Origin of the sequence: Thermosphaera aggregans (assembly GCF_014962245.1) — an archaeon.
Classification (GTDB): domain Archaea; phylum Thermoproteota; class Thermoprotei_A; order Sulfolobales; family Desulfurococcaceae; genus Thermosphaera; species Thermosphaera chiliense.
On record NZ_CP063144.1, the window covers coordinates 776,929 to 799,738 of the forward strand.

A 22,810-nucleotide genomic window follows, 5' to 3' on the forward strand; every position below is an offset into this window, starting at 1 on the left:
GGGCATGGGGTTTAAAGAAACCGGGGTTTTAACTTTGGAGGATATGATGAGAGCAGGCTTGATGCCGTCGGAAGAGAGGTTGAGAAAGGGGCCTGTAGCACTGCTGGAATGCCCGGAGCAAATCCCGTGCAATATTTGCGTCTCCGCATGCCCGTTCAAAGCAATAAGCATGGATAAGATATATGAACTTCCCAGGCTGGATGAAAACAAGTGTGTAGGATGCGGAGTATGCGTTGCCAAATGCCCCGGGCTCGCGATATTTGTGATTGACGTCAGCAAAGGCGACAAGGCCTATATAACCCTTCCATACGAGTTTCTCCCCAGACCTTCGAAAGGAGTGAAAGTCAAATTGCTCAATAGGGAGGGCAAAATCGTGGGCGAAGGAGTAATTGTGAAGGCGTGGGAATATGAAAAAACATGGGTTGTCACGGTCGAAGTTGAGAAAAACCTATGGTTTGATGTAAGAGCTATTAGAATCGAGGGGAGGTAAATGACTCAGCAGGATCCTAGGAAGATAATCGTGTGCAGATGCGAGAACGTCACCCTTGAGCAGATTCTACGCGCTATTGAGGAGGGTTTCGACAGCCTCGAGCTATTGAAGAGAAAGCTGAGAGTTGGCATGGGACCGTGTCAAGGCACCACCTGCTTGCTAATGATTGCTAGAATTCTAATGCAGAAAACGGGGAAGTCTTTTGAGGAGGTTTTCTTACCGGTTAACCGCCCACCTATCCACCCTGTAAAATTGAAAAACTTCATAGGTGGTAGTCGTGAAGGCTGAAGTGGTCGTGGTTGGCGCGGGCGTCACAGGTGTTTTAACCTCGGCAGCACTGTTTGAGAAAGGGATACACAATATAGTAGTGGTCGAGAAGAACTATCCGGGTTCAGGCGGGAGTTTCAGGTGTGCTACCGGTATTAGGGCAAGCTTTACAAGTAGGGAGCACATAGAGGTAATGAAGAGGGCTATAGAGCTCTGGCCAGTCATATCGGCTAAGTATGGTATAAAATATTCGCGAGACGGATACTTGTGGATTCTCACTAGGGAGCGTGATGTCGAGTTTTTCAAAAAAGTTGTCGAATTCCAAAACTCTAGAGGAGTCCCTACAAGAATGATAGGGCCCAGTCAGGTCCAAGAGCTTGTTCCCACCATGAGGACTGATAAAATTATCGCGGCAGTCCACGACCCTATGGCCGGAAAAGCTAGTTGCTTCGAAGCAGTTTTGAACCCGTTAGCAGTTTTGAGAAAACAAGGTATTACTATTCTCTCCAACACTCAAGCTAACAAGCTAATAGTAGAGAATAATGTTATCAAAGGGGTTTTGACGAGTAAAGGGATTATACATGCGGATCAAGTCCTTGTTGCCGCTGGCGGAGAGTCAAGGGATCTTTTGAAGACGATAGGGATTGATCTCCCAATTAGGAATCTCCCGAAACACGTAATGGTTTCTGAAACCTTCAAGCCACTTATTAAGCCTTTAATAATTGACTGGTCAACCTCCTCGTATATTCTCCAACTCCTACACGGCAACTTCTATATTGGTGCGGACATCCCCGAGGAATATGATGTTGAAGCATCTAACAGGTTGGAATTCCTACGGAAGGCGGCCAGGGTTTGGAGTACATATTTCCCGTGGCTGAGAGAAGTTTACATTTTAAGGTACTGGACAGGTTACTACGACATGACCCCTGACCACCACCCGATCATAGGGCCTATTAAGGAGGTTGAAGGATTGTATGTTGCGGCAGGCTTCAGCGGGCACGGTTTTATGATGGCTCCCGCTGTTGCCGAAGCCCTTGCCGAATACATGACCGGTGGGAAGCCCGTTGTGAGAGAGTTTGAAAACTTAAACTATGAAAGGTTCACTAAAGGAGAGGTCATTAAGGAGATTGCAGTGTTCGGCTAGCTTGTTTTTCTAGGTATCCTGGTTGAATCACCTATGATCCAGTAGTCTCCATCGGATCGATGCTCTAGCTTGAAGACCGGTACTTCTTTTTTAACCCTCTCCAACGCTTCTGATAAGGCTGGCATAACGTTGACACGGCTTTTCCCAGCCACAGCTATTATCAGAGTCGTCTCCCCGGGTTTCAGATCCCCTATTCTGTGATATATTAGTACTCCTTGGAGACCATATTTCTCGGCAATTTCATAAGCTATATGATTCAAAGCTTTCTCAGCTACCTCCTTGATAGCTGAGTACTCTAGTGAAGTCACTGTTGAACCGTTGATCTCGCCTTTAACCAGCCCTATGAACAATCCAACGCCGCCTACGAGGTGGTCTGCGTCTTCCCTGACTAGATCGTTAATTATTGAATCTATGGAAATTGGTTCTCCCCTATCTAAAATTTTAACGTTTACAAACACCATTTTAGCCACCTGAAAAAGGAGGTGTTAGAATTACCTCGTCTCCATCTCTTAAAACCCTGTCGAGCCCTGCTTTCTCCTTGTTGACGAAAACTATTGGGGTGACCCCCCTGTACTCTAACCCGCCAAGAAGCATTTCAATCAAGTCCTTAACGGTTGAATAATCATTTATCTCAACAACTCCATCCCTGATTATCTCGCTGAAAAGGGAGTATGCTCTTACATTAACTTTCATCACACATCACCCTGGGGGGTCTTGACTTTAGAAAGCACTCTTACATCAGTGATTACTGTTTCAGGATACTGGCCTTTCTCATCCTTCTCGTATTTTTTCACCATATCCCATATGTTTAGTAACGCCGCAGTCGCTCCTACTAAAGCCTCCATTTCCACCCCTGTTTTAGCTGTGGTTTTAACGGTCACGTAAACCCGGATTCCTTCTTCCTCAATATTGAAGTCTACCTTAACGTTGGAAATAGGTATGTTATGCGTTAATGGAAGTAGCTCAGGGGTTTTCTTCACCCCAAGAATTGCCGAGACGGATGAAACATCGAGAACGTTTCCTTTCTCTATTTTCCCGCTTTTTATAAGTTCGATAGTGCTTTTCTTAAGCTTGATGAAGCCGGTTGCGACTGCCTCGCGCTGGGAATCCGGCTTTCCCGAAACATCCACCATGTGAACGCTCATGACCGGCCCCTCGTAAAATAGGGTTTTCGAATAGAGACAGCCTTCTTGATTTTTTCAACTACTCCATACTCATCTTTATTCTTTAATTCCTTACTAATATCGACGAACGGTTCTTCCAGGAAGATACAGGTTTTAATCCAGCCCTCCGGGGTGAGCCTTAGCCTGGTGCATCTTGCACATAAATCGGGGTTTCCATAACCCTTTATCACGTTGACTTTTATACCAGATGGCAGAGTGTAAATGGGTCTGTTTTGAAAGTTAGATATTGTTATATTGGAAGAGATCCTGTGTAGTTTTTCAATGATAGGGTCAAGGCTTGTTCTCTGCTCGAGATATACATGGTGCGGCGTTCCAAGAGGAATGAGTTCAATGACGTTGACGTCAACCCCTTTTGATGAGGCGTACTCGATTATTTTTTCAAATTCTCCAAGGTTTATCTTCATCGCGAGAAAGTTTAGTTTTACCTTTATACCGTGGTCTAATGCTTGTTCAATTCCCTCAAGGATTAGCTTGACGCTACCCCTTGTACGAGTAATAGCTTGGTAAACCTCATCGTTTAGTGAGTGAACGCTTACGTTAAGCCCGTCGAGGCCCGCATCAGCAAGCTTTCCAGCTAGGTTTTTCAAAAAATACCCGTTTGTTGTCAAGGACACCTCTTTGGAATATTCTCGAATCCCTTTTATTATATCCGGGGTATCCCTTCTGAGAAGAGGCTCTCCCCCAGTGATTTTAAAGTACACTATTCCGAGTTTACGGGACACGTATGCGAGATACCGGTAATCGTCAGGGGTTAGCACCTCCGCTCTATCTAAACCAGTTAAACCCTCCCTATGGCAAAAAATACAGTTGTAGTTGCATCTCATCGTGACAACTATTCTGAAGCTGTCCACCTCTCTTCCAAAACCATCCCTAAGCATTCCATCCACCCGGCGCTCGTTTTTCTATTATCGAAACCGAATTCTCGGGGAGTATGAGAGTTAGACAATTCCCGGAAACCATGCTACGCAGTTTTTCCCATTCTCTCCGAAGTAGGTTTACTCGAACCTTTGATGAATCGATTTCCAATAGAAGTGTGACGTGATCGAATCTCTCAATTACCTCTAATAAATTACCTTTCAAGGAGTTTACTTCAACGCTTTCACTACATCCGGGTGTTAACTTCGAGACAACGGGCGGGAATACGATATTCACTAGGCTTCCCTCAGCTAGTTTATTCCCTACGCTACCGCTAGTTGCTAAGACAGTCGACTTCCCTATTTCGACAAGATACTTGCCAGGTTTCATGATTTGTATAATTCTTCCCTCTAGAACGTTAAATCCCAGGGACTTCGCTAAGTACTCATTACTTATGGTTTCTTCCGAAAGGAAGGGAGAGTCATAAGTGAGCTTCCTACCGTTTAATACGAGTACTCTATCGTGAAACCAAAATGCGTCTTCAACATCGTGGGTTGCTATAATGGTTGTAATCTTCCATGAAGCTAGAAGCTTTTTCAACTCGTAGCGTATCACGGGTTTGCTCGCTGGGTCGATAGAGGAGAACGGCTCGTCGAGTAGGAGGAGCTTGGGCTCAGCCACGAGGGCTCTGGCCAGCGCTACTTTCTGCTTTAACCCGTTGCTGAGCGCTGGCGGCTTCATATTAGAATATCTCTCCAAGCTCATGAACTCTAGAATATCTCTAACTTTTTTCTCCTTCTCATGCCTGCTGAAAGGCTTCTTGGCAAGACCAAGCATTACGTTTTCCCACACGGTTAAGTGGTCGAGGAGGGCGTAGTCTGATGGCACGTACCCTATTTTCCTCAAATGAGGTGGAGCGTTAACAACTATACGTCCATCGCTTCTCCTGGTTTCGAAAACAGTGTTGTCATCAATGAGTATCCTACCTTTAAATGGGGTTATCAACCCCGCAATGGCTTTAATTAGGGTGGTTTTCCCCGAGGCGTTAGGCCCCATTAAGACAGCGACCTCCCCCCTTCTCAATTGAAAAGAGATATCCTCGATGATTGGAACGTTATTGAAGACTACTGTTAACTCCTCTACTGTAAGCGTTGAAGCTCACCTCTCCAGTATGCTGGTTAAGAACAGGATTAAGTAAGCTATGAGTACATAGCTGGATAAGGCATAAGCCAGTAGCACGATGTCTCCATATTGATTTATAAAATATAGTGCTATTGGAAGCGTAACAGTCCTCCCTCTGATCCCTCCCCCGAGAATTAGGGAGGCTCCGAAGTCTCCGAAGGCTCGTGCGAAAACGAGGAGCGCTCCCGACACAACTTGGGGTTTTAAAGAAGGGAGAAAAATCCTGTACAATGCTTCTAATCTCCCGTATCCAAGAGTTCTAGCAACTTCCTCCAGGGATGGCGGTATCGTCTTGAAGAGTGCAGTGAAATATATCAACGCGATTGGGAAGGCGAGAAAGCTCTGTGCTAACACGATCCCCTTGAAATCGTTCACGATTTCAAAGGAGTCGTTGAGCGTTCTCCCGAGGGGGTTTTTCACAAGGAAGATTAGTAGTATTAAACCGCTGGCTGATGGGGAAAGGATGTAGGGTATACTTAGGAGTGCCCTCAAAGCATGCTTTCCCTTCAAATTCTGCCGTGAGAACCAGTAAGACACTGGAATGCTGAGCATCAACACTACCAGCGTTGTTATTAACGATGTTTCAACCGAGAGTATTGTGGAATCCCTAACCTCCTTAAACAGTTCAGGATTAGACGGGAGGCTTGAAATCGACAAGTAAAACACTGTTGCCAAAACTATTAATTCAAATGCTATTATGAATCCTACTACCAGGCTTAGAGGAGTCAACTCACCCACGAGCCCCACCCATGTAGCATGCTGGCGGAATGGGCCATTGAAAATCAGTGTAAGGGGTAATATTCTTTAAATCCTCGATTGCCTGAAAATACCCCAGTTTACGCATTTCACTGTCCATCCTTGCTTTTTCAAGTATTGTTTTTAAAACTCTTTCTGCTAACTCTGGGTTTTTACTGGTTTTTAAAACACCTATTAATTGACAATCGATCCCAGGTATTTCAGTAGGGTCGAGCCAGACAATATCTGTCTCGCCGGGATACCAGTAGTAGATGAAATGGTAAGCTATGGCAACATCTACAAGACCAAGTGAAACCTGCTTCGCAACCTGGGTGGCATCTGCCAGGATGATCAAGCGATCCTTGACGGCTTCGTAAACTCCATTATACTTTAACAGGTTCACGGCCATTTTACCGGAGGGGGCAGTTTCCGGGTCTGCAATCGCGATCTTGACTTCTTTTGCGACGAGGTCTTGGAGGCGGGTGATATTGGAAGGGTTGCCTTTAGGGACTATAAGTGCTGGAATGGAGTAGGAGACTAAGAACACCTTGTCACCGTAAACTAACCCTTCCTCCAGCATGGCTCTCATGTACTCGGAGTCAGCGGAGCCGAAAACGTCTCCCTCTCCTGAAAGCCTAATCCTGGTTATAAGCGAACCTGTTGGTTGAACATACACGGTGATCTTGTAAGCCGAGGAGTCGGAGTTGAACTGGTCTATGTAGGGTTGCAAAGGCTTGTAAAGTGAAGGAGGCAGTAGGAACAGTATTTCCTCAGGTTTCCCGACTGGTGCCAAGCTAGGGTATATTATAATGTACGCGATGAGAATTAAAGTGATCAGGCTTAAAAACAAGTAAGCGCGAAACGCCACGCTACCCTCCCTCTTAGAGCTTCATTTTCTCCAAGAAGTATTTAGAAATCCCGCCTTCCCCCAGTTCCGCAATATACTCCCTCGAGGGCTCCGTGTTTGACACTATCCATGGTAGAATAACGTCGAGTACGTTGTACTCTGGAAAGTGAATGATCCCGCTGGAAACACCTAAGATTGCCTTATCGTTTTTATAGGCGAGCATGGACATGGTTGTGGGCTTTATTGGTATTCCGTAGAAGACTACCCTATCAGCTACCCTAGCTATAGCTAAGGGAGTTTTATCGGTGGGGTCAACGCTCATACCGCCTGAAACAACCACCACATCCGCTACTTCGACAGCTTCCAGAATATTACGAACAATCTCATCCTCATCGTCACGGGACTGGGCGTAAAACACGACTGAACAATCAAAACGCTTAAGCTTTGCTTCAATAATGGGTCCTGCGAGATCCTTCTTCAACCCGTCAATTATTTCATTTCCTGTGACAATGATTCCAGCCTTCTTAGACACTGCTGGCTTAACTGAAACTATAGGAGTTTCCATCTTCACGTCTTCCAAGAGCTTATTGAACGAGCTCCTGCTTATCTTCAATGGGACCATGTCAATAATACCTATTAAGCTGTTTTCGCGGACGAATGAACCTGTTTTCAGAGTTATCAATAAAAATATGCCTGTTGAGTTTACCTTCATCAAGCCTGCGCGATTGATTCTTACTAATCCCTTACTTCTTGCAAGTAGGAATGCTTTTCCCTCGCTTTTTAAAACAACCTCGACGTTTTCACCAGCAATGTATTTTCCAAACTCAACAACCGCTACATCCTCCCACAGCCAATCCGTATCCTCCTCTTCAACGAAAACGTAATAGTGACCGTGTTGCTTCATGAGCTCAACATGTTCTTCCTTAATAACCTCCCCCTTCTTCAAAATTGGACCTTTAAACTCCGGGGTTACAGCAGAATAGTCGTGAGCCGCCCTCAACCCTACTGAGTCCTCAATTATTTTCAACATGACTAGCTCCTACTATGTAAAATGATGGAATTGACAATATAAAAGTGTATTTAGCGAATTGTTAAATACTTTTATTGTCATTCATCAAATTTACGGCAGTTCTCTCAAACCCCAAAGCCTGGCCTGTATTTCAGCATCGTAAAGCAAAACCGTTATTTTTTCGAAATCTTTCCCACTCCCTCTATACTCTACGCCTTCAATTCGCCCTTTGAAACCAACGGGGATTCCAGACGGTTTTATAAATAAGAAGAGTTCAGCCCTCCCGTCAAGCGTTTTCAAGGTCAGGATTGACAACTTATACTCCTGAATCTTTTTCAGGTTAGAATCTATTATTTCATTAATGCTGTGGACGCTCCATATAGGTTTCAATGTCACTGTAGTTATAAGCTCAGCCTTCATGATCGCCATGGCAAGTGTGAATTCATCGTAGAGTTTATTGATTTCGAACTTTTCCTCTATGCTTACCGGGGTCGGCGGGCTTGCTGGCTTGTCTGAGACAGCTTCGGCGGGAGGTGGTGGAGGCGGGGGAGGCACTGCCTTCTTCTCCGGGACAACCGGTTTTTGCTCAATAGGCTTCTCTTTGGGGGTCTTTACGATATACTCTCTGAGTTCATCTAGGATTGGCGTGAAGAATTTATCGCATATGTCTCTGGAGACTCCTTTGCACACAACTTTAATGCTGGTGTGGACCGCGTAGAACACTTGAAGGATCTTGCAGTTTACTGTGAAATCCATGTCTTCCGAGACTCCCTCGATAACTACTGTATCATCCCTTGCCTTCCTAGATTTTACCTTCAGAACCAGCTTTTTGCTGGAAATCGCCGAGGGCTTGTAAACCCACTGGACCTCCACATCGCTACCGCCACCGGAGGTCTTTAAAATTTTGTAAAAACTGAACAGTGCCTCCAAGTTCAGTAGGGCATTTTCGACTTCTTCTTTAGAAACCGGCAGTATCAATAGTTTCTCATATTCTTTCGTATACTGTTTCGTTTGTGACAAATCAAAATCACCACTATTAAGATCATTTTAATTTTACATAAAAAGTATTTGTTAATTTTACATATAAAGTATTTGCCTGAAACTTAAATATTCGATACTCGTTTACAACGCTCTCCAATAACAATGTTTATTAACTTTGTTAATGGTTAGGAAACAATGGTGGAGGTTTTTGAAATCTTTTTGCGAAGTATACAATAGAAAAATACTTCCAGCGGTAAGGATGTACCTGAGCAGAAAACTCGTCTTAGAGTACAAATTAAGCCAGTTAGACGCGGCTAAAATTCTCGGGTTAAAGCAATCCCTCGTCAACTATGCTGTGACAGGCCGTAGAAGAAGCAAGTATTTCGAAGTCATCCTGGGTTTCGAGGCCTTCAGGAAATACCTGGATACTCTAGCTATGGAAATGTCCTCTAAGAAACATAGAGAACCCTATGCTTGCGAGCTGTGCCGCTTTTTAATGAAGACGGGTTTGGTTGATGAAGTTTTAAAGGCGGTTGAAGAAAGCCCTTCAAGGATTTATAAGCAGTATTAGCGGGCTGAGCCGAGTAGTTCATCTAACCTGAAGAAAGCATTCTTGGGCACGCCGGGCTTGTCACTATCTCCTAAAGCCCCCTCGATTCTCAATATTTTCGCCTTAATCTTGGGGCCACCAAACGAGTAACCACCGAGCCTCCCATTCTTGCGAACAACTCGGTGGCAGGGAATCACTATAGGGTTTTTATTCCTCATTAAACACTGGGCGACAAGTCTTGGATGGGCACCTAGTAGCCTGCCGATATCGCTATATGAGGATACTTTCCCGATAGGGATTAGGCTGACAAGTATTAAGACGGCTTCGCATATGTCGTCAAATCTTGCGGGGCGTACTTCCAGAGTCTCATGATCAACGGTTACTACAAGCATCGTATTCACGTTTTTTATTTATAATCTTAATGATAAATAACGCTTAATACGAGCTGACGGCGCATGCGCATCTCAGTGAGCATTATAGTAGTTAGCGACAGGGTTCATGAAGGGTTAGCCGAGGATGCTAGCGGCTCGTTGGCTAGGAGAATGGTTGAGGAAAAAGGGTTTTTTGTGGAAGAGTTTACAGTTATTCCCAATTCTCACCGTGAGTTGCTCAGAGTTGTGAGAACTTCTAAGTCTAGATTAATAATCTTCATCGGGGGAACCGGGCCCGGCCCTCGGGATATTACAGTGGATGTTGTATCGCAGGTTGCATGGAGGCATCTCCCAGGCTTTGGAGAGCTTTTCAGGGCCAAGTCTTTTGAAGTAAAAGGTTTCAGGGGCATTTTAACTAGGAGCGAGCTTTTCATTCTCCCCGATGGGAGAATAGCGGTCTGCCTCCCAGGATCCCCGGGGGCTGTTGAGCTAGGCTTGAACATTCTGTTAAACATTATTGAGCATCTTGTTGAGGAGGTTGACAGGTTTGAGGGGCAACATAATTGAGAAATACTGCAGTGTATCGTTCGATGTTTGGGGGACTCTCATAGACCTTAACTACATGTTGAGGAGAATAGCTTATGTCGCTGCGGAGAAAAAGAGAGAGAATGTGAACCTTTACACTTCCAAAGTGTTAGAGGCTTATGAAAAGTCTAAGATGTTGAGGAGGAGAAACCCTGAGATAACTCCAAACCAGCTTTTGGAGAAGTCAAAGGAGATAATGGCTGAAAAATTAGAGATGAACATAGGGGCGGTTGACAATATAATCGGGGAAGCCTTCAGGACAGCGGAAGTAGACAAGGCGGTTTATCAAGACGTGATTCCAACTCTTGACGGACTGGGTCGATTAGGCTTGAAAATAGGTGTTACAGGTAACGTTCTCTTCTGGCCGAGTAGGCTAACCATCTCGCTTCTTGAAAAAGTTGGTTTATCTAAATACTTCTCCATCTATGTTTTCTCGGACGAAATCGGGTATTCTAAACCCGATAGAGAAGCTTTTTTAAAATACGCAGAAACCGCGGAGTGCGAGCCCGAGAGGGTAATCCACGTGGGAGACAATGTCGTCGAGGATGTGGGTGGCGCTCTTTCCGCCGGATTCTATGCTGTGTTAATTCAACGAGGTCTTAACGATTCAATAGTTGTCAAGGCTTTGCGGTCTGCGGTAATAAACGATATGCGGGAGCTGTTAAGAGTGATTGAACAGTTTTAAGGCGGTTTATATGGAGTCCCTCGGGAAGTTTAGAGACAATATTTTAAACGGCCCGATCGGTAGGACGCTACTGTGGCTCGGCCTCCCGCTGATGCTGGTTCAATTAGTTAATATCTCGTACAACCTGGTTGATTCATTCTGGCTTAGCAGATACAGTGAGATAGCTCTGGCTGTTCCAAGACAAGTGTGGCCCACCTTCATGTTTCTCAATGCTGTTATACATGGATTGATGACCGCGAACCTCGCAATTATCAGTCAATTAGTAGGTGGGAGAAGATATGAGGAAGCCCACAAGACCGTTTCACAGTTCGTGACGGTCTCTTTATCGCTTAACGCGGTGCTTGCGATAGCTTACTTCTATCTTAGACCATTCATTTTCAGATACATCGTTCAAACGCCGCCTGCACTGTACGATGATGTTCTAGGGTATTCCGGAATCATCGCGATAGACATAGTGTTTTCGGCCCTAACGCTTACTTATTCAACGATTCTCCAGTCGATAGGTGACACGAGAACCCCGGCCTACGTAAACCTGGTCGCGGCAATAGCAAACTTCATCCTGGATCCGCCATTCATTATAGGCTTAAGAATCAGTGGGGCTTACATAATCCCTCCCATGGGTGCGGTTGGAGCAGCTATGGCCACGGTGTTGGCAAGATCTGCGGGATTGGTAGCCCTTATGGTGTTTCTGAATAAAAAATATCCTTATTTGACCCCTAAGCTGACAAGACGCTTAGAGAAAGAATGGGTGTTGATGAGTTTTAAAATAGGTGTACCAGTTACACTAATGATGGCTTCCAATTCTCTCGCCTTCATGTTTCAAAACGCGTTGATCAATCAATACGGTGAGTATGCTGCTACGGCTGCCGCTATAGGGTTTTTGCTGATGGATCTAGCCGACGCTTTTTTATGGGGGTTTACAAGTAGCGTGGCGGTGATGATTGGCCAGGCGTTGGGCGCCAATCTCATTGAGCGTGCTAGGAAAATAGCGAGGCTGGCCTCGCTGTACATTGCTGTTTCTACGGGCATTGCATCCATGATCGTGTTTATATTTAGGGGCTTTTTCATCAACATATTCACCAGTAATGCGGCAGTCTACGCTGAAGCAGAAAGATTTGTTTCATTATTTCTTCCAAGCCTCCCATTCTTCACCTTATTCTTCATAGGCATGTCGGTTGGAAGAGGCTCCGGCAAGACGTTTATCCCGACGGTAGTGGGCGTTGTAAGGCTGTGGGGGGTGAGATTGGCTTTCGGATACTTCCTGTCTAATCAGCTGGGATGGGGAACAGTGGGTATTTGGCTGGCTATGGCTTTAAGCAACTACTTCTCCGGCCTAGCCATGTACGGATGGGTTCACAGAGGCTCGTGGGCTGTCCCCTTATTTAGGCATCAAGAAAAAATAATGCTTCACGGAATGGGGAATAAACCCTTGAACAGGTGACCCGGCATGAGGGTCTTGGGGATAGACCCTGGTACAAAAACCATGGATCTCTGTCTTCTCGACAACGGGGAAGTAGTGGGTGAAGCATCTATCGAAACCAGTAAGGTTGCTTCTAACCCTGAGACAGTCCTTGAAGAAATATCGGAACTTAAGCCTTTCGACGTCGTAGTCGTGCCCTCGGGGTATGGTGTTGAGCCATTGGATTTGGAACGGGTTCCGCGAGATCTACTGGAGGAATGGTATTATACGTTCGTCCTGGCTACGACGCGCGAGGAAATACGGGAGGGCTTTGAAAAAGGAATCATTGGCGCTAAAATATATTACGCCATGGTGAGGCTCGTAGAGAAACTATACGAGCTTGAGGCGAAAAAGATACTGATTCCAGGGGTTATTAACCTACCCACAGTTCCGCTTCACCGCAAGATTAATAAAATAGATATGGGTACTGCTGACAAGCTTGCGGTAGCTGTTTTAGGGATTCATGAAGTAGCGAGTGCTTTGGGCGTCGACTACGAGCATGTTAATTACATACATGTCGAGCTCGGATTCGGATATAATGCGGTGATGGGGGTTGAAAAAGGCTTAATCGTTGATGGTATTGGAGGCTCATTCACGCCGGGGCCAGGGTTCCTGACGGCTGGGGCGTTAGACTTAGAGGTTGCCCAGTCAATTGGAAAACTCGATAAGAAAGATGTTTTCACAACAGGATGCGGCCCATTGACAGGAGTGTCTACTCCTGAAGACATGGTAGAGAAGTCCGGTAGCGACTGGAGAAGCAGGATATGCCTTGAGGCTTTTATTGAGGGGGTTGTTAAAGCTGTTCACCAGATAATGCACAGTGTTAAGAACCCTGATTTAATCCTGCTCTCAGGGAGGGTTTCGAGAATCCCTGGAATCAGGCTTGAATTGGAGAAGAGATTGGGAGGAATTAGCGAAGTAAAGGCTATGAAGGGATTACCAGGGGCTAGAAGCGTCAAGGAAACGGCTCAAGGATATTCCGTAGTCGGGGATGGCTTAACAGGTGGGGTGTTCAAAGGCCTTATCATCCATGTAAAAGTAGGTGAAGCTGTGGGAAGCGCCTTAGACTATGTCTTAATTCCCGCCTTCTTTGAAAGCAGGCTGGGCAGGAATTTCCTCCGGCTCAGGGGAGTAGGGTTTAGGACCCAGCCCTTGAACACTTCATGGTGGAGTTCTTGAAGATTAGGGAAAAGGTGTGGTATGAAGGCATTGTAAGCGTTTTAGCTGGTGAGCAACCCTATTTCACCCCGCTCGGCTTTCAAATAGTCAACGGGGTTGTCAAGCTAAAAGTGTATAGTTCTGCGAAAACCTCCTCGCTGTTAACCATATACCCTGAAGCCGTTCTGAACATCACAGACGACCCATATCTATTCTTTCTATCAACATTCAAGGAGCAGACAGGCGGCATTCCTAAAGATGAAGTGGAATTCATAAATGGCTACCCCGTGTTAAGAAAGGCCTATGGCTACATAATGATGAAGAGGAGAAAGTTCTCACCACAGGGTGAAGTGCTTCTTTTTGACTACAACATTGAGAAAATCATGGATAATCCTTTGTACTGTGATAATATTGAGCCTTATTCGAGGTGCAGGGCGTTTCTTATAGAAATGATAATCTATGCATCGAAGATCCGAGACGTATCAATCAAGGAAGGAGCCGGAGACCTTCTGAACCGTTTCGAGAAATCGCTCGACTATTCATATGAAATAGTAATTAAAACATGTATGGATCAGGCTGAATTAGGGATTGCGAACAAGTTGAAGGAGATGGTTTCAGGTTGGCTGAGGAAATAACTGTTTCGGCGCCTGCCCGTCTTCACTTTGGAATGATCAATCCTTTTAGAAGAGATCTCAGACTCTACCTGGGAGCTGGATTAGCCGTAAACAAACCCCGGGTTGAAGTTGTTGTTAGAAAGAATAAGGAATTATCCTTCAGAGGGCCCAGATCTGAGGAAGTAGGGGTGAAGCTAAGACCACTCATAGAAAAGTATGATTTGCGGAAGGGAGAAGTAGAAGTAAGGAAGACTATTCCGAAGCACGTTGGCTTGGGTTCGACAACGCAACTGCTCCTCTCGGTAGCCAAAGGTCTTCTCGTAGCCAATGATATTCCTTTCAACATTGAGGAAGTCTCATCCGTTTTAAACATTGGGAGGGTTTCCGGCATAGGGAAATACGCATTCCAGTATGGAGGGTTTATCGTTGACTCCGGCGTGAAAGGGAAGGACTCTGCAACGCTTTACATGAGGTTAAAGTTTCCCGAGGATTGGAGGTTTATCATAGTAATACCTGAAGGGCGCGGCTTGAGCGATGAGGAGGAGAATAGGGTTTTCGAAGCTGTCGAAACCATTCCCGAGTCGTTAATTCACGAAGCATCATACCACTTATTCGTTGAATTGATACCCTCAATCATCGAGGAAGATGTTGAAGGTTTCTCCGAGGGTTTAGAAAAGCTCCAGCTGGTTGTCGGGAAAATGTTCAGCAAGTATCAAGGAGGTGTTTTCTCGAAGCATTCTGAAAAAGTGGTTGACATTTTAAAGAAGCTGGGTGTTAGAGGGGTAGGCCAGTCCTCGTGGGGTCCCGCGGTCTACGGGGTAATCCCTCCTGGTGGAAACCCCTACGAGATAAGAAACCTTGTCTCCATCATGGTGAGCGGTGATGTTTTAATAGTTGAGCCAGATAACTCCGGCGCACTCTTAACCATTACAAAGCAATAGCAATCCCCTCGCTCCTTGGATCGTTGCCTAAAACCACATATCCCTTCTTCTTAATAGCAACGTGGACGTGGCCATGTGTTCCGTAGGGTCTAGTCAACACTGATGAAATCTTACCTGTCTCAACCGTGTTGAGCGGAGGCTCTACTTCAACGGTTTGCTTAACATAAGGTTTAGTATAAATGAACCTCGGAGCATCTAGCGCCTCAGCAAGATCCATGTTATATATGAAGAGGTTTTCATACACTCGCAAATGAAGTTGCGGCCTATAGTCTCCCCCGACACATCCTATGATATATTTGCCCTCCCCGGCATCAATCCCAAGTATTGACAACGTGTGGAGGGGAAGCTTCTTAGGGGCTGGGCTATTAGGTAAACCCTTAGTCTTCGCGAACCCGATTCCCCTGTTTTGCACTGGGAAACCGCCCATCATGAGCCCGGAGCCAAATGGGTGGAATAAGCTCTGTATGAAGCCCACAACGGCCTCCCCATCGGAAACTATGAAGAAAGTCGTGTCGCCACCGCCTAAGCCTTCAGTAGCGAATGTTTTTACATCCTTGATTTTCCCGTAGTGCAGGTACTCGTAAGGATTAACCACCATGTAGTCAGGATCTCCTATGAAATTATCTCTAAACAAGTATGATTTCTCAACAGGCTCGGACCATGCGAGAATTCTTTGAGGATCGTTGAACCCATACCTGTCTAAGCCAAGCTCGTGGAGCGCTGTTATCAAGTTTAAAGTCGTTATACCTTGAGAGTTGGGAGGAAGCTCGTAGAATGTTCTTCCATCAAGCTCGAGCTTCAAAGGAGTCACCCTGAATCCCTCATGCTCCATAAAGTCCTCCAAGCCCAGGTCGACCCCCTGTTCTTGCAGCTCACTCACCAACTCTTCAGCCAGTTTTCCATGATAGAACTCGTCCCAACCCCTAGTAGCTATGATTCTAAGCGTTCTACCCGCATCCCTGTTAACCACTAAATCACCGTGGGAAAGTCCCATGTAATACTTGGCCCACTTATAGTTTGAAAGAATATCCCTTCGAGCCTTCACGGATGACGCCAGGAACCAGCCCGCCCTAAAGCCATTGTAGGCTAGACTGATCGCGGGCTTCAACAAGGTAGACATGGGGAGAGTACCATATTCCTCGTTAATCATGCCCCAGAGGTAGACAAGGCCCGGAACAGTCACCGTTAATGGTCCCGTTATCGGTTTTTCCTGGATGAATCTCTCAGGGTTGAACCCTGATGGAGACCTCCCCGACGAAGAGTAGGCTATTACATCCTGATCCAGGAATCCCAGTAGGAATCCATCGCCGCCTGGGCCTCCCATTTGCGGCTGGACAACTGAGAGAACGCTGCTAACCGCTATCGCGGCATCGAAGGCGTTTCCTCCTTGCTCGAGAATTTCAATGCCTGCTTTAACAGCTAGGTAATGATCAGCGGATACCCCTTTTCCTCCCTGAGCTATCTTCACCGGCATATGACGCCACTCTCTAATCCTATGGATAGTATACTACTCCCTCTTTCCTCAGTACTTCTATCTCCGGCTCCGAGTAACCCAGTTCCTTTAAAACTTCCACCGTATCCTGTCCCAGCGTTGGCGGGGGAGTAAGGCTATTGCTTCTCGCGCCGTTAATGAAGCCTGGTGAAGAGAGCTGCGGTATTTCTCCAAGCTTACGGTGCCTGACTTTGAAGACTATTCCTTGGTTTTTAACGTAAGGGTCTTCAAACACTTCGTCAATCTCATACACAGGTGCCGCGGGGACTCCCGATTTACTCAATGTTTCAATCCAAAATTCCCGAGTGTTTCCATGGAAAATTTCCTGTAAAATCTTGATCAACTCATCCCTGTTCTTAACCCTTTCAGGATTGGTGGCAAACCTTGGATCGCTCGCCAAGTCTTCTCTCCCAATCGCTTTACAAAGGTTTAACCATAACCTATCATTCGCGGCTGCCACTATGAACCACTTCCCATGCTTGTCTTGGAAGGCTTGGTATGGAACCATTGAAGGATGCGCATGCCCCATTCTTCTAGGCTTTCGTCCAGTAGTTAAATACATCATGGGAACATAGCACATTGAAAATATGGCGGCATCATACATGGGGACTTCAATTCTGAGCGGCCTTATGCCGCTGTATAGGCCTGCAAGAATGTAGTTGGCAATTATCAGCCCGGTTATAACGTCGAAAAGCGCGAAGCTCACTCTAACCGGGGGTGAGCCTTCTTCCCCGGTCGTCGTCATAAGCCCGGACATTGCTTGGATTATAAGGTCGTACGCGGGCTTTTCCTCGTAAATGCTGTTCTTACTGAAGCCTTTGATGCTCGCGTATATGAGGTTTTGGTTTATTTTGACGAGTGTTTCATAGTCGACTCCGAGCTTCTCAGCTACTCCCGGCCTGAAGTTTTCTATGACCACTTGAACCCTTTTAACGAGATCATGGATTATTTTCACTCCTCTAGGGTCTTTCAAGTTTACAACCACGCTTCTTTTTCCACGGTTAATCGAGAGGTAGTACGAGCTTTCCCCGTCAACGAACGGAGCCCAGCTCCGTGTCTCGTCGCCGGAGGGAGACTCTATCTTTATAACCTCCGCGCCAAGGTCGGCCAATACCATTGTCGCGAATGGGCCTGCTAAAGTATGGCTTAAGTCAAGCACTTTTAATCCTTTTAAAAGCATGAACTACACCCTACGGTTTAACAGAATCATACTATATTACTTTGAGGTTTTAATAACCACGGGTTTTACTCCTTCCTTATCAATGGTGAAGAGGGTCCATACTGCCCTGTGAGGAACGCCTTTCATCTTTCTCACCAGCATTTGCCTCAACGGTATTTGTAATTCCCCTAGGTTCTTGTCTTTGAGGGTCTGCATTTCAATTATTCCGTCAACCAAGTGCTCGATGCTTAGCAAGTATGAGAGGAAGTCCTCCGTTGAAGTGTGAAGTGTTGCTATTGTGGTCACACTCCTATGTTTGGCTACATTTGCCCTTATGGTTTTCACGAACTCTATGATCCTGGTCGGGTCCAGTGTGATCATGATCTCGTTCAGGCTGTCTATCATTACCATTCCACGCCCCCTCATGTTGAAGGAGTCAACATGTTTAAGGAGAGAGTAGACAAGGCTGTCTAAGTCGCTTGGGTTGACTTCGTCAAGAACCATGGGGTGGCTCTTCCCTTTCTTACCCTTGATTAAATAGCTGAAACCATCTATGATTCCAAATCTTCCCTCATTGAATACTTTTTCAATGTCAACGTTGAAAGAGCTTAACTGGTCCACGATGGTTGCCGGATCATCGTCAAGCCCTAGGTAAAGCAAGGGCTCATTGTTCTTAATAACTGATTTAGCAATATTAGCCAGTAAAGCGCTCTTGCCAGCACCGCCTTCGCCGGCAACAATTATGAGTGAGTTTCTCTTAACACCTTCAGGTAAAACGTAGAGAAGAATATCAACATCCAGTATTAAATTGCTCTCAGGCAAATCAATCACTAATAATGATCTTCTATATCCTTACTAATAAACGTCTATATTCTAAAAGCAGTGTAATGGGGGCTTAGAAGAGTTCTTCATCTTGAACATAATCCTTGCCGAGCTTCAAGGCTGTCTTGGCTTTCCAAAGCTCTCTACCAAGATAGTAGAAGTGTTCAGGGGCTGAGGCAAGCTTCCTCTCAAGTATTTCATTAATTATCGCAGACGGATCAGTCCCTAGTATTGTAATGCTCGGCTTACTATCTCCATGCTTATAGTGTTCTACGATTATTGCTTCCTGATCGTGGTCGACATATATTTTAAAGTACCCAGAGGGGTCTGCTTTAAGAGGGTAGGGTCTGGAGGCTTTAACAGGGTTTACCAGCTCCTGGGGCTTCAAGCCTCTCCTCTTCTTGCTTTTACACACTAGTAAGTTGACAGAGAAATCTTTCGGAGGCTTTTCCATTTCTCTAGCAAGCAGGGCCATATCCAGTGCTTTCCTAAACTCTCTGACCGAGTACGAGGTTTTAGCACTTTCTTCCGTGACAAGGAACAGGTCTACTCCTGCCTCAACCCCGATACTGGCTAACACAGCGTTTACTCCAATACTGTCAGCATCTATCAACTCTGTGAAATTGCTGACCCCCATCAATATCGGATAGCCCGGAAACTCCTTCCTCGCTGTTTTAAACGCATACAATGATTCTATAAATGCTTGCTGAGGAGGGTTTAACACCGGGTCCAGGATAATTTTTCCGAATCCTTTATCAATAGCATGTTTTAAACCCGCTCTTAAGCTTGAGATCTTGTCTCCGACAGTGGTGGAGAACGGGTCTGGGATTAGGACTACGGCTGTTTTTCGAAATTCCTCCTTGGGATTGAAATGGAGTATTGAGTCAGCTGGGAAGCTTAAAAGAATATCGACTTCTCCATCGCTAAGGGAGCTGAAATCCTCGTATTTGAAATAGTCTAACCCCACCGGAATGTTCAACAACCTCTTAACCTTTTTTGAATAGTCTGCTACAACATCTAAGGGGAGACGGCTGGACCCAATTACCAGTATGTCGGAACCGTGAGATACTAGTCTATGTGCCTTGGAGGCGATTGTGTCAAAATCCACCTCCTCATTCACGAAAACCTCGCCCATTATTAAAGGATATTTAGGCGAGACCGGTTTTCCACCAACCTCAAAACAAGACTTGGTAGCTTCTCTCCTTAATTCAGCAAGAATAATCTCCTCTCTCCTCTTCTTCTCCTTGCTCAATAATTCATCTAGCGGGTTAACCGTTGACAACTCTCCGCCTTTTTTCAAATATTCAACTAAGATGGGAATGTCATAAGCATACAAGCACCCCTTGTAAACGGGCTTCCCTAACTTCTTAGCCACGTCTTTTAAATCCCCTTTCGTGAAGCCTGGTGCTATTATTATGTCTGCCCACTCAATGAGCTCAGGGTATCGGGGTAGCTCCCGTGTTAAATACTCGCTAGTCATCATTGCGGCTATGGGAATAGGGAGCGATAAAACCTTGGCTTCTACATCTGAAAGCTGTTTTACAATTTTCTCCAAGAAGGGTTTTGCCACCATCCCTGTTACGAACAAAATCTTCAGGGGCGTTCACCACTCAATAACTCTAGGACTTTTCTAGGATGTTCAATAATTCTCACATTTGGGATTTCGTATAGCTTTTCGATAATTTTAACGTAGTACGGGTTAGGCTTAACCATGATCTCCACGTCGAATAGTATCGCGTTCCATGGGCAATTCCTTAAGCATTCGAAACACCTGGTACACTTAGAAATATCTAGCCTTACTTTCCAGTTACTATCATTGGTTAAAGCCCCGGTTGGACATGCTTCAGCAGCGGTGCATTCAAAGCATTTACCGCAGTTGTCGCGCAGTATTTTGATGGGGATAGTGCTTTTGGTCTCAAAATAGTCTACCGGCAGTATGAGGAGCTGAATGTTGTTCTTCAACGCATGCGATGCTAGGTTTGATACTAAGGAATCCGATATTCCATGGACTATTTTGCTGGAAGTATTCAGGGTTGCAGGCGATATGACAGCTAAATCGTATATGTCAACGTAGAAGCGCCCTGTTGATGGGTAGCTTGGAGGCTCCTTAGACTCGTAAACTATCTCTGTAGGATACGCTCCTTTCACGCGTGCTGCCAGCTTATCAATCAACCCATAAGATTTCAACAATGATTCTCCCGCTTTAGAACAGTAAACAGTGACCGGTATCCCTCTCTCCACGATCTCAATTATCGTTTCCACCGATTCTCTTAGAAAGCTTCCAGCTCCAGTTATTCCCCACGCAATAGCCTTAGGCAACTACTCCTCCTCTATTATCTCTTCTATGTAGGCTAGATTGTAGTCTAACTCATCAATGTGTCTTAGAGCAGCCTTCACCACAGCCTTACCGTATTTCACAGTAACTTTCACATTCATGTTTCTTGTTTTCAGCGCCGTATAATCGTAGGGGTTATCCGTGTTTTTCAGGTCAACGTTTATCACGACTTCTGCATCGATCTTGAAAGGTTGCGCTTTAATAGCGTTCTCAATAACTTTTTCCAGTATACTAATGTCATCGCGTTTTCTCAATGGAACACCTGTAAACTGGTGTACAACCATGCCTAGAGCAATTCCTGCTTCGAAAGCGGCCCTCTCTCTATCTGTTACGTCCTTGTGAAAGTATTTCCTAGCAGGATCAGAGAACATAGGGCTCTCCCTTGACGTTGAAATATCTTACCCCTTTTGACTCCAATTCTTTCAACAATGTCTTCGCTATTTCTAACTTCTTCTTCTTAACCCTTTTGTTAAACGGGACTAGCTTACCTGGGCATGAATAGGGCTCTCCATCCAGGTCGAAGCCTGCGAGAATGATTCTCGATATCCCTAGTGAGTGAGAAAGGAAAACACCTCTATCGCCGTCGGTGAAACCTCCGAAGTTGTAAACATGAGGTCTTGGCTCAACCTGTGTAGAACCTATTATTCTCCCCTTGAACATAGGGACAAATTTCGAGACTCTATCAATATTGTCTCCGTGAGCGTGAACCACTATTACCGATCCCTTGAGGGATGCCCATGCTATGTCGGCTACGAGGCCGTCTAAGTCCGTGACAACAATGTGCGGTGTTATGTCGTGATTAATCAATACTGTCGTAGCGCCGTCTGCTGAGATCAGAAGCTTGTCTTTAAGAGCATTATTTCCCATGAGAAACTCAAGGTCTGACACGAGACTCGGGCCGCATCCGAAAACAATGGACTCGTCAAACCCTTTAAACGAACCAATCATCTCGTCGAACTCTATCAGATTGCTGCGACCATCGAGGAGCGTGCTCAATAAATCCGTGGCCTGCTGATCCTTTTCGAAGCTAAGGTCTATGCTCTTAACAATTAAATCTGCATATATCCTCATCCACCATTCCCTGTCAATGACCCAGCTCATATAAAACCACCTTTTTCTAACTCGTTTAAGAACTCCTTCACGTAACCCGTTATCAAGGATTCCACATGATACTGGTGAATAGTCTCCAAGGATTCTACTTTAACTGAAATATAATGGTTTGAGTCCAAGGTATCCTTAAAACCTTTTATAAGAGTTACAAAAATTCTTCTAGCAACGTCTTCTGTGAACTCAGGGTTCACGAAGATCTTCTGAACGAAAACCGCTTCTTCCTTCCTAGACAGAAGATTCACCGGCGTATTTAACACCCTCGTTAAGAGTTCCCCTATTTTGATTGGTGAAATATGCTTATCATCTGTTTCAACCCTAACCTTAACCTTGGCCTTCTGCATATGGGTGAAAGGAGTGTTGAAAAGATGAAGCGAAACCTTCATGGCGCACGGGCATGAAGTCACCGTTTCAGTCTCGACCTCTGAGAACCATTCGAGCTTATTTGTAGCCCTATCCAAGGATACTCCAGAGCCTAGTCTAAGGTGGAAAGGTATATCATTAATCCTGGTTAAATAATCCCCGTAAACCTCCACGTATGATTTCCCCGCATAAGCATTAGCTTCTAAAGCCTTAAACGCTAGAAAAGCAAGGCCTTCAAAACCCTTCTCTTCCATTATTTCATAATTACTTGTTAAAACCCTGTAGAGTCTTGAAAGATGTGCTCCTTTAAGATGCTTAGGAAGTTCTACGTATATGTTGAAAACCGGTGTGAAAATCCCATTACCCGCTTTGAAAGGCGGGAGCTTAACCCCTGTTAATCCAACCCTGCTCACTAGTATGGGGAATGCTGGTTTTTCGGAGTGAACGTCCGGTAATTCTTCGCTACTCATTCCTC

The 22,810-nt window shown here is 45.4% G+C and carries 28 protein-coding genes; 10 read left to right on the top strand and 18 right to left on the bottom strand.

What is annotated here, in order from left to right; all coding sequences use genetic code 11:
- Window positions 1-4 precede the first annotated feature (4 nt).
- The 3 genes from IMZ38_RS04555 to IMZ38_RS04565 are packed head-to-tail and all read left to right on the top strand — an operon-like array spanning window position 5 to window position 1,901.
- The gene (locus tag IMZ38_RS04555; RefSeq protein ID WP_193435733.1) at window positions 5-490 is read left to right on the top strand and encodes an NADH-quinone oxidoreductase subunit I; all 486 of its coding nucleotides are present in this window, start codon (window positions 5-7) and stop codon (window positions 488-490) included.
- Window positions 491-778, top strand: coding sequence for a (2Fe-2S)-binding protein (locus IMZ38_RS04560; protein ID WP_013129484.1), 288 nt, complete (start codon window positions 491-493; stop codon window positions 776-778).
- Window positions 768-1,901, top strand: coding sequence for an NAD(P)/FAD-dependent oxidoreductase (locus IMZ38_RS04565; RefSeq protein ID WP_193435734.1), 1,134 nt, complete (start codon window positions 768-770; stop codon window positions 1,899-1,901). The genes IMZ38_RS04560 and IMZ38_RS04565 overlap by 11 nt, the downstream gene beginning before the upstream one ends.
- Here IMZ38_RS04565 and IMZ38_RS04570 read toward each other — a convergent pair.
- The 9 genes from IMZ38_RS04570 to IMZ38_RS04610 form a co-directional block, all read right to left on the bottom strand.
- Window positions 1,898-2,362 (bottom strand): molybdenum cofactor biosynthesis protein MoaE, encoded by a 465-nt coding sequence (locus IMZ38_RS04570; RefSeq protein ID WP_193435735.1) that lies wholly within the window; start codon window positions 2,360-2,362, stop codon window positions 1,898-1,900. The two genes, IMZ38_RS04565 and IMZ38_RS04570, sit on opposite strands and share 4 nt — an antisense overlap.
- Window position 2,363: 1 nt before the next feature.
- Window positions 2,364-2,594 carry a MoaD/ThiS family protein gene (locus IMZ38_RS04575; protein ID WP_013129481.1) on the bottom strand — a complete coding sequence of 77 codons (231 nt, stop codon included), beginning with the start codon at window positions 2,592-2,594 and terminating at the stop codon, window positions 2,364-2,366.
- Window positions 2,594-3,046: a cyclic pyranopterin monophosphate synthase MoaC gene (gene moaC / locus IMZ38_RS04580; protein ID WP_193435736.1), complete on the bottom strand. Its 453-nt coding sequence runs from the start codon at window positions 3,044-3,046 to the stop codon at window positions 2,594-2,596. Before moaC ends, IMZ38_RS04575 begins: the two co-directional genes overlap by 1 nt.
- Window positions 3,043-3,963, bottom strand: coding sequence for a GTP 3',8-cyclase MoaA (moaA, locus tag IMZ38_RS04585; protein WP_193435737.1), 921 nt, complete (start codon window positions 3,961-3,963; stop codon window positions 3,043-3,045). Before moaA ends, moaC begins: the two co-directional genes overlap by 4 nt.
- Complete coding sequence (locus IMZ38_RS04590; RefSeq protein ID WP_319637054.1) at window positions 3,956-5,047, bottom strand: ABC transporter ATP-binding protein; 1,092 nt, start codon at window positions 5,045-5,047, stop codon at window positions 3,956-3,958. The genes moaA and IMZ38_RS04590 overlap by 8 nt, the downstream gene beginning before the upstream one ends.
- Window positions 5,048-5,098: 51 nt before the next feature.
- The gene (locus IMZ38_RS04595; RefSeq protein WP_193435739.1) at window positions 5,099-5,860 is read right to left on the bottom strand and encodes a molybdate ABC transporter permease subunit; all 762 of its coding nucleotides are present in this window, start codon (window positions 5,858-5,860) and stop codon (window positions 5,099-5,101) included.
- Window positions 5,853-6,725 (bottom strand): molybdate ABC transporter substrate-binding protein, encoded by an 873-nt coding sequence (gene modA, locus IMZ38_RS04600; RefSeq protein ID WP_193435740.1) that lies wholly within the window; start codon window positions 6,723-6,725, stop codon window positions 5,853-5,855. The genes IMZ38_RS04595 and modA overlap by 8 nt, the downstream gene beginning before the upstream one ends.
- 13 nt (window positions 6,726-6,738) lie before the next feature.
- The gene (locus IMZ38_RS04605) at window positions 6,739-7,734 is read right to left on the bottom strand and encodes a molybdopterin-binding protein (protein WP_193435741.1); all 996 of its coding nucleotides are present in this window, start codon (window positions 7,732-7,734) and stop codon (window positions 6,739-6,741) included.
- A 90-nt stretch (window positions 7,735-7,824) separates the two neighbouring features.
- Window positions 7,825-8,733 carry a hypothetical protein gene (locus tag IMZ38_RS04610; protein ID WP_193435742.1) on the bottom strand — a complete coding sequence of 303 codons (909 nt, stop codon included), beginning with the start codon at window positions 8,731-8,733 and terminating at the stop codon, window positions 7,825-7,827.
- Between the two features lie 169 nt (window positions 8,734-8,902).
- Between IMZ38_RS04610 and IMZ38_RS04615 the strand changes: the two genes are divergently transcribed.
- Window positions 8,903-9,265 (top strand): transcriptional regulator, encoded by a 363-nt coding sequence (locus IMZ38_RS04615; protein WP_193435743.1) that lies wholly within the window; start codon window positions 8,903-8,905, stop codon window positions 9,263-9,265.
- On the opposite strand, the gene IMZ38_RS04620 is transcribed toward IMZ38_RS04615, so the two are convergent.
- Window positions 9,262-9,636 carry an MGMT family protein gene (locus tag IMZ38_RS04620; protein ID WP_193435744.1) on the bottom strand — a complete coding sequence of 125 codons (375 nt, stop codon included), beginning with the start codon at window positions 9,634-9,636 and terminating at the stop codon, window positions 9,262-9,264. The two genes, IMZ38_RS04615 and IMZ38_RS04620, sit on opposite strands and share 4 nt — an antisense overlap.
- 63 nt (window positions 9,637-9,699) lie before the next feature.
- Here IMZ38_RS04620 and IMZ38_RS04625 point away from each other — a divergent pair, with 63 nt between their 5' ends.
- Genes IMZ38_RS04625 through IMZ38_RS04650 form a run of 6 tightly spaced genes read left to right on the top strand, consistent with a single transcriptional unit; the run spans window position 9,700 to window position 15,057 of the window.
- Window positions 9,700-10,182, top strand: a complete 483-nt coding sequence (locus IMZ38_RS04625) for a MogA/MoaB family molybdenum cofactor biosynthesis protein (RefSeq protein ID WP_193435745.1) — start codon at window positions 9,700-9,702, stop codon at window positions 10,180-10,182.
- Window positions 10,133-10,885 (top strand): HAD family hydrolase, encoded by a 753-nt coding sequence (locus tag IMZ38_RS04630; RefSeq protein ID WP_227410820.1) that lies wholly within the window; start codon window positions 10,133-10,135, stop codon window positions 10,883-10,885. The genes IMZ38_RS04625 and IMZ38_RS04630 overlap by 50 nt, the downstream gene beginning before the upstream one ends.
- A complete protein-coding gene (locus tag IMZ38_RS04635) occupies window positions 10,872-12,326 on the top strand; it encodes an MATE family efflux transporter (RefSeq protein ID WP_227410821.1) in 1,455 nt (484 codons plus the stop codon). Before IMZ38_RS04630 ends, IMZ38_RS04635 begins: the two co-directional genes overlap by 14 nt.
- Before the next feature lie 6 nt (window positions 12,327-12,332).
- Window positions 12,333-13,523 (top strand): DUF1464 family protein, encoded by a 1,191-nt coding sequence (locus IMZ38_RS04640; protein ID WP_193435746.1) that lies wholly within the window; start codon window positions 12,333-12,335, stop codon window positions 13,521-13,523.
- The gene (locus tag IMZ38_RS04645) at window positions 13,520-14,137 is read left to right on the top strand and encodes a DUF447 domain-containing protein (protein ID WP_193435747.1); all 618 of its coding nucleotides are present in this window, start codon (window positions 13,520-13,522) and stop codon (window positions 14,135-14,137) included. The genes IMZ38_RS04640 and IMZ38_RS04645 overlap by 4 nt, the downstream gene beginning before the upstream one ends.
- Entirely contained in the window at window positions 14,122-15,057 is a 936-nt protein-coding gene (locus IMZ38_RS04650; RefSeq protein WP_193435748.1) for a beta-ribofuranosylaminobenzene 5'-phosphate synthase family protein, read from the top strand. The genes IMZ38_RS04645 and IMZ38_RS04650 overlap by 16 nt, the downstream gene beginning before the upstream one ends.
- Here the strand turns inward: IMZ38_RS04650 and IMZ38_RS04655 are convergent.
- From IMZ38_RS04655 to IMZ38_RS04690, 8 genes are all read right to left on the bottom strand, one after another.
- Window positions 15,044-16,531 carry a gamma-glutamyltransferase family protein gene (locus IMZ38_RS04655; protein WP_193435749.1) on the bottom strand — a complete coding sequence of 496 codons (1,488 nt, stop codon included), beginning with the start codon at window positions 16,529-16,531 and terminating at the stop codon, window positions 15,044-15,046. The genes IMZ38_RS04650 and IMZ38_RS04655 overlap by 14 nt on opposite strands.
- A gap of 19 nt (window positions 16,532-16,550) precedes the next feature.
- On the bottom strand, window positions 16,551-17,729 hold the full coding sequence (locus tag IMZ38_RS04660) for a CaiB/BaiF CoA transferase family protein (RefSeq protein WP_193435750.1): 1,179 nt from the start codon (window positions 17,727-17,729) through the stop codon (window positions 16,551-16,553).
- Window positions 17,730-17,765: 36 nt separating this feature from the next.
- On the bottom strand, window positions 17,766-18,539 hold the full coding sequence (locus tag IMZ38_RS04665) for an RAD55 family ATPase (protein WP_227410822.1): 774 nt from the start codon (window positions 18,537-18,539) through the stop codon (window positions 17,766-17,768).
- A gap of 64 nt (window positions 18,540-18,603) precedes the next feature.
- Complete coding sequence (locus IMZ38_RS04670; protein ID WP_227410823.1) at window positions 18,604-20,118, bottom strand: dihydropteroate synthase-like protein; 1,515 nt, start codon at window positions 20,116-20,118, stop codon at window positions 18,604-18,606.
- A 5-nt stretch (window positions 20,119-20,123) separates the two neighbouring features.
- A complete protein-coding gene (locus IMZ38_RS04675) occupies window positions 20,124-20,849 on the bottom strand; it encodes a flavoprotein (RefSeq protein WP_193435752.1) in 726 nt (241 codons plus the stop codon).
- On the bottom strand, window positions 20,850-21,236 hold the full coding sequence (locus IMZ38_RS04680) for a dihydroneopterin aldolase family protein (RefSeq protein WP_193435753.1): 387 nt from the start codon (window positions 21,234-21,236) through the stop codon (window positions 20,850-20,852).
- A complete protein-coding gene (locus IMZ38_RS04685; protein ID WP_193435754.1) occupies window positions 21,226-21,966 on the bottom strand; it encodes a 6-hydroxymethylpterin diphosphokinase MptE-like protein in 741 nt (246 codons plus the stop codon). The genes IMZ38_RS04680 and IMZ38_RS04685 overlap by 11 nt, the downstream gene beginning before the upstream one ends.
- Window positions 21,963-22,805, bottom strand: coding sequence for a GTP cyclohydrolase, FolE2/MptA family (locus IMZ38_RS04690; protein WP_193435755.1), 843 nt, complete (start codon window positions 22,803-22,805; stop codon window positions 21,963-21,965). Before IMZ38_RS04690 ends, IMZ38_RS04685 begins: the two co-directional genes overlap by 4 nt.
- Between the last annotated feature and the right edge of the window lie 5 nt (window positions 22,806-22,810).

What these genes read in the sequence shown, in the direction of transcription:
- IMZ38_RS04555 (WP_193435733.1), top strand. Translation starts at nt 5, where the DNA reads ATGGGGTTTAAAGAAACCGGGGTTTTAACTTTGGAGGATATGATGAGA.
- IMZ38_RS04560 (WP_013129484.1), top strand. Translation starts at nt 491, where the DNA reads ATGACTCAGCAGGATCCTAGGAAGATAATCGTGTGCAGATGCGAGAAC.
- IMZ38_RS04570 (WP_193435735.1), bottom strand. Translation starts at nt 2,362, where the DNA reads ATGGTGTTTGTAAACGTTAAAATTTTAGATAGGGGAGAACCAATTTCC.
- IMZ38_RS04575 (WP_013129481.1), bottom strand. Translation starts at nt 2,594, where the DNA reads ATGAAAGTTAATGTAAGAGCATACTCCCTTTTCAGCGAGATAATCAGG.
- moaC (WP_193435736.1), bottom strand. Translation starts at nt 3,046, where the DNA reads ATGAGCGTTCACATGGTGGATGTTTCGGGAAAGCCGGATTCCCAGCGC.
- moaA (WP_193435737.1), bottom strand. Translation starts at nt 3,963, where the DNA reads ATGCTTAGGGATGGTTTTGGAAGAGAGGTGGACAGCTTCAGAATAGTT.
- IMZ38_RS04605 (WP_193435741.1), bottom strand. Translation starts at nt 7,734, where the DNA reads ATGTTGAAAATAATTGAGGACTCAGTAGGGTTGAGGGCGGCTCACGAC.
- IMZ38_RS04620 (WP_193435744.1), bottom strand. Translation starts at nt 9,636, where the DNA reads ATGCTTGTAGTAACCGTTGATCATGAGACTCTGGAAGTACGCCCCGCA.
- IMZ38_RS04625 (WP_193435745.1), top strand. Translation starts at nt 9,700, where the DNA reads ATGCGCATCTCAGTGAGCATTATAGTAGTTAGCGACAGGGTTCATGAA.
- IMZ38_RS04640 (WP_193435746.1), top strand. Translation starts at nt 12,333, where the DNA reads ATGAGGGTCTTGGGGATAGACCCTGGTACAAAAACCATGGATCTCTGT.
- IMZ38_RS04655 (WP_193435749.1), bottom strand. Translation starts at nt 16,531, where the DNA reads ATGCCGGTGAAGATAGCTCAGGGAGGAAAAGGGGTATCCGCTGATCAT.
- IMZ38_RS04660 (WP_193435750.1), bottom strand. Translation starts at nt 17,729, where the DNA reads ATGCTTTTAAAAGGATTAAAAGTGCTTGACTTAAGCCATACTTTAGCA.
- IMZ38_RS04680 (WP_193435753.1), bottom strand. Translation starts at nt 21,236, where the DNA reads ATGTTCTCTGATCCTGCTAGGAAATACTTTCACAAGGACGTAACAGAT.
- IMZ38_RS04685 (WP_193435754.1), bottom strand. Translation starts at nt 21,966, where the DNA reads ATGAGCTGGGTCATTGACAGGGAATGGTGGATGAGGATATATGCAGAT.
- IMZ38_RS04690 (WP_193435755.1), bottom strand. Translation starts at nt 22,805, where the DNA reads ATGAGTAGCGAAGAATTACCGGACGTTCACTCCGAAAAACCAGCATTC.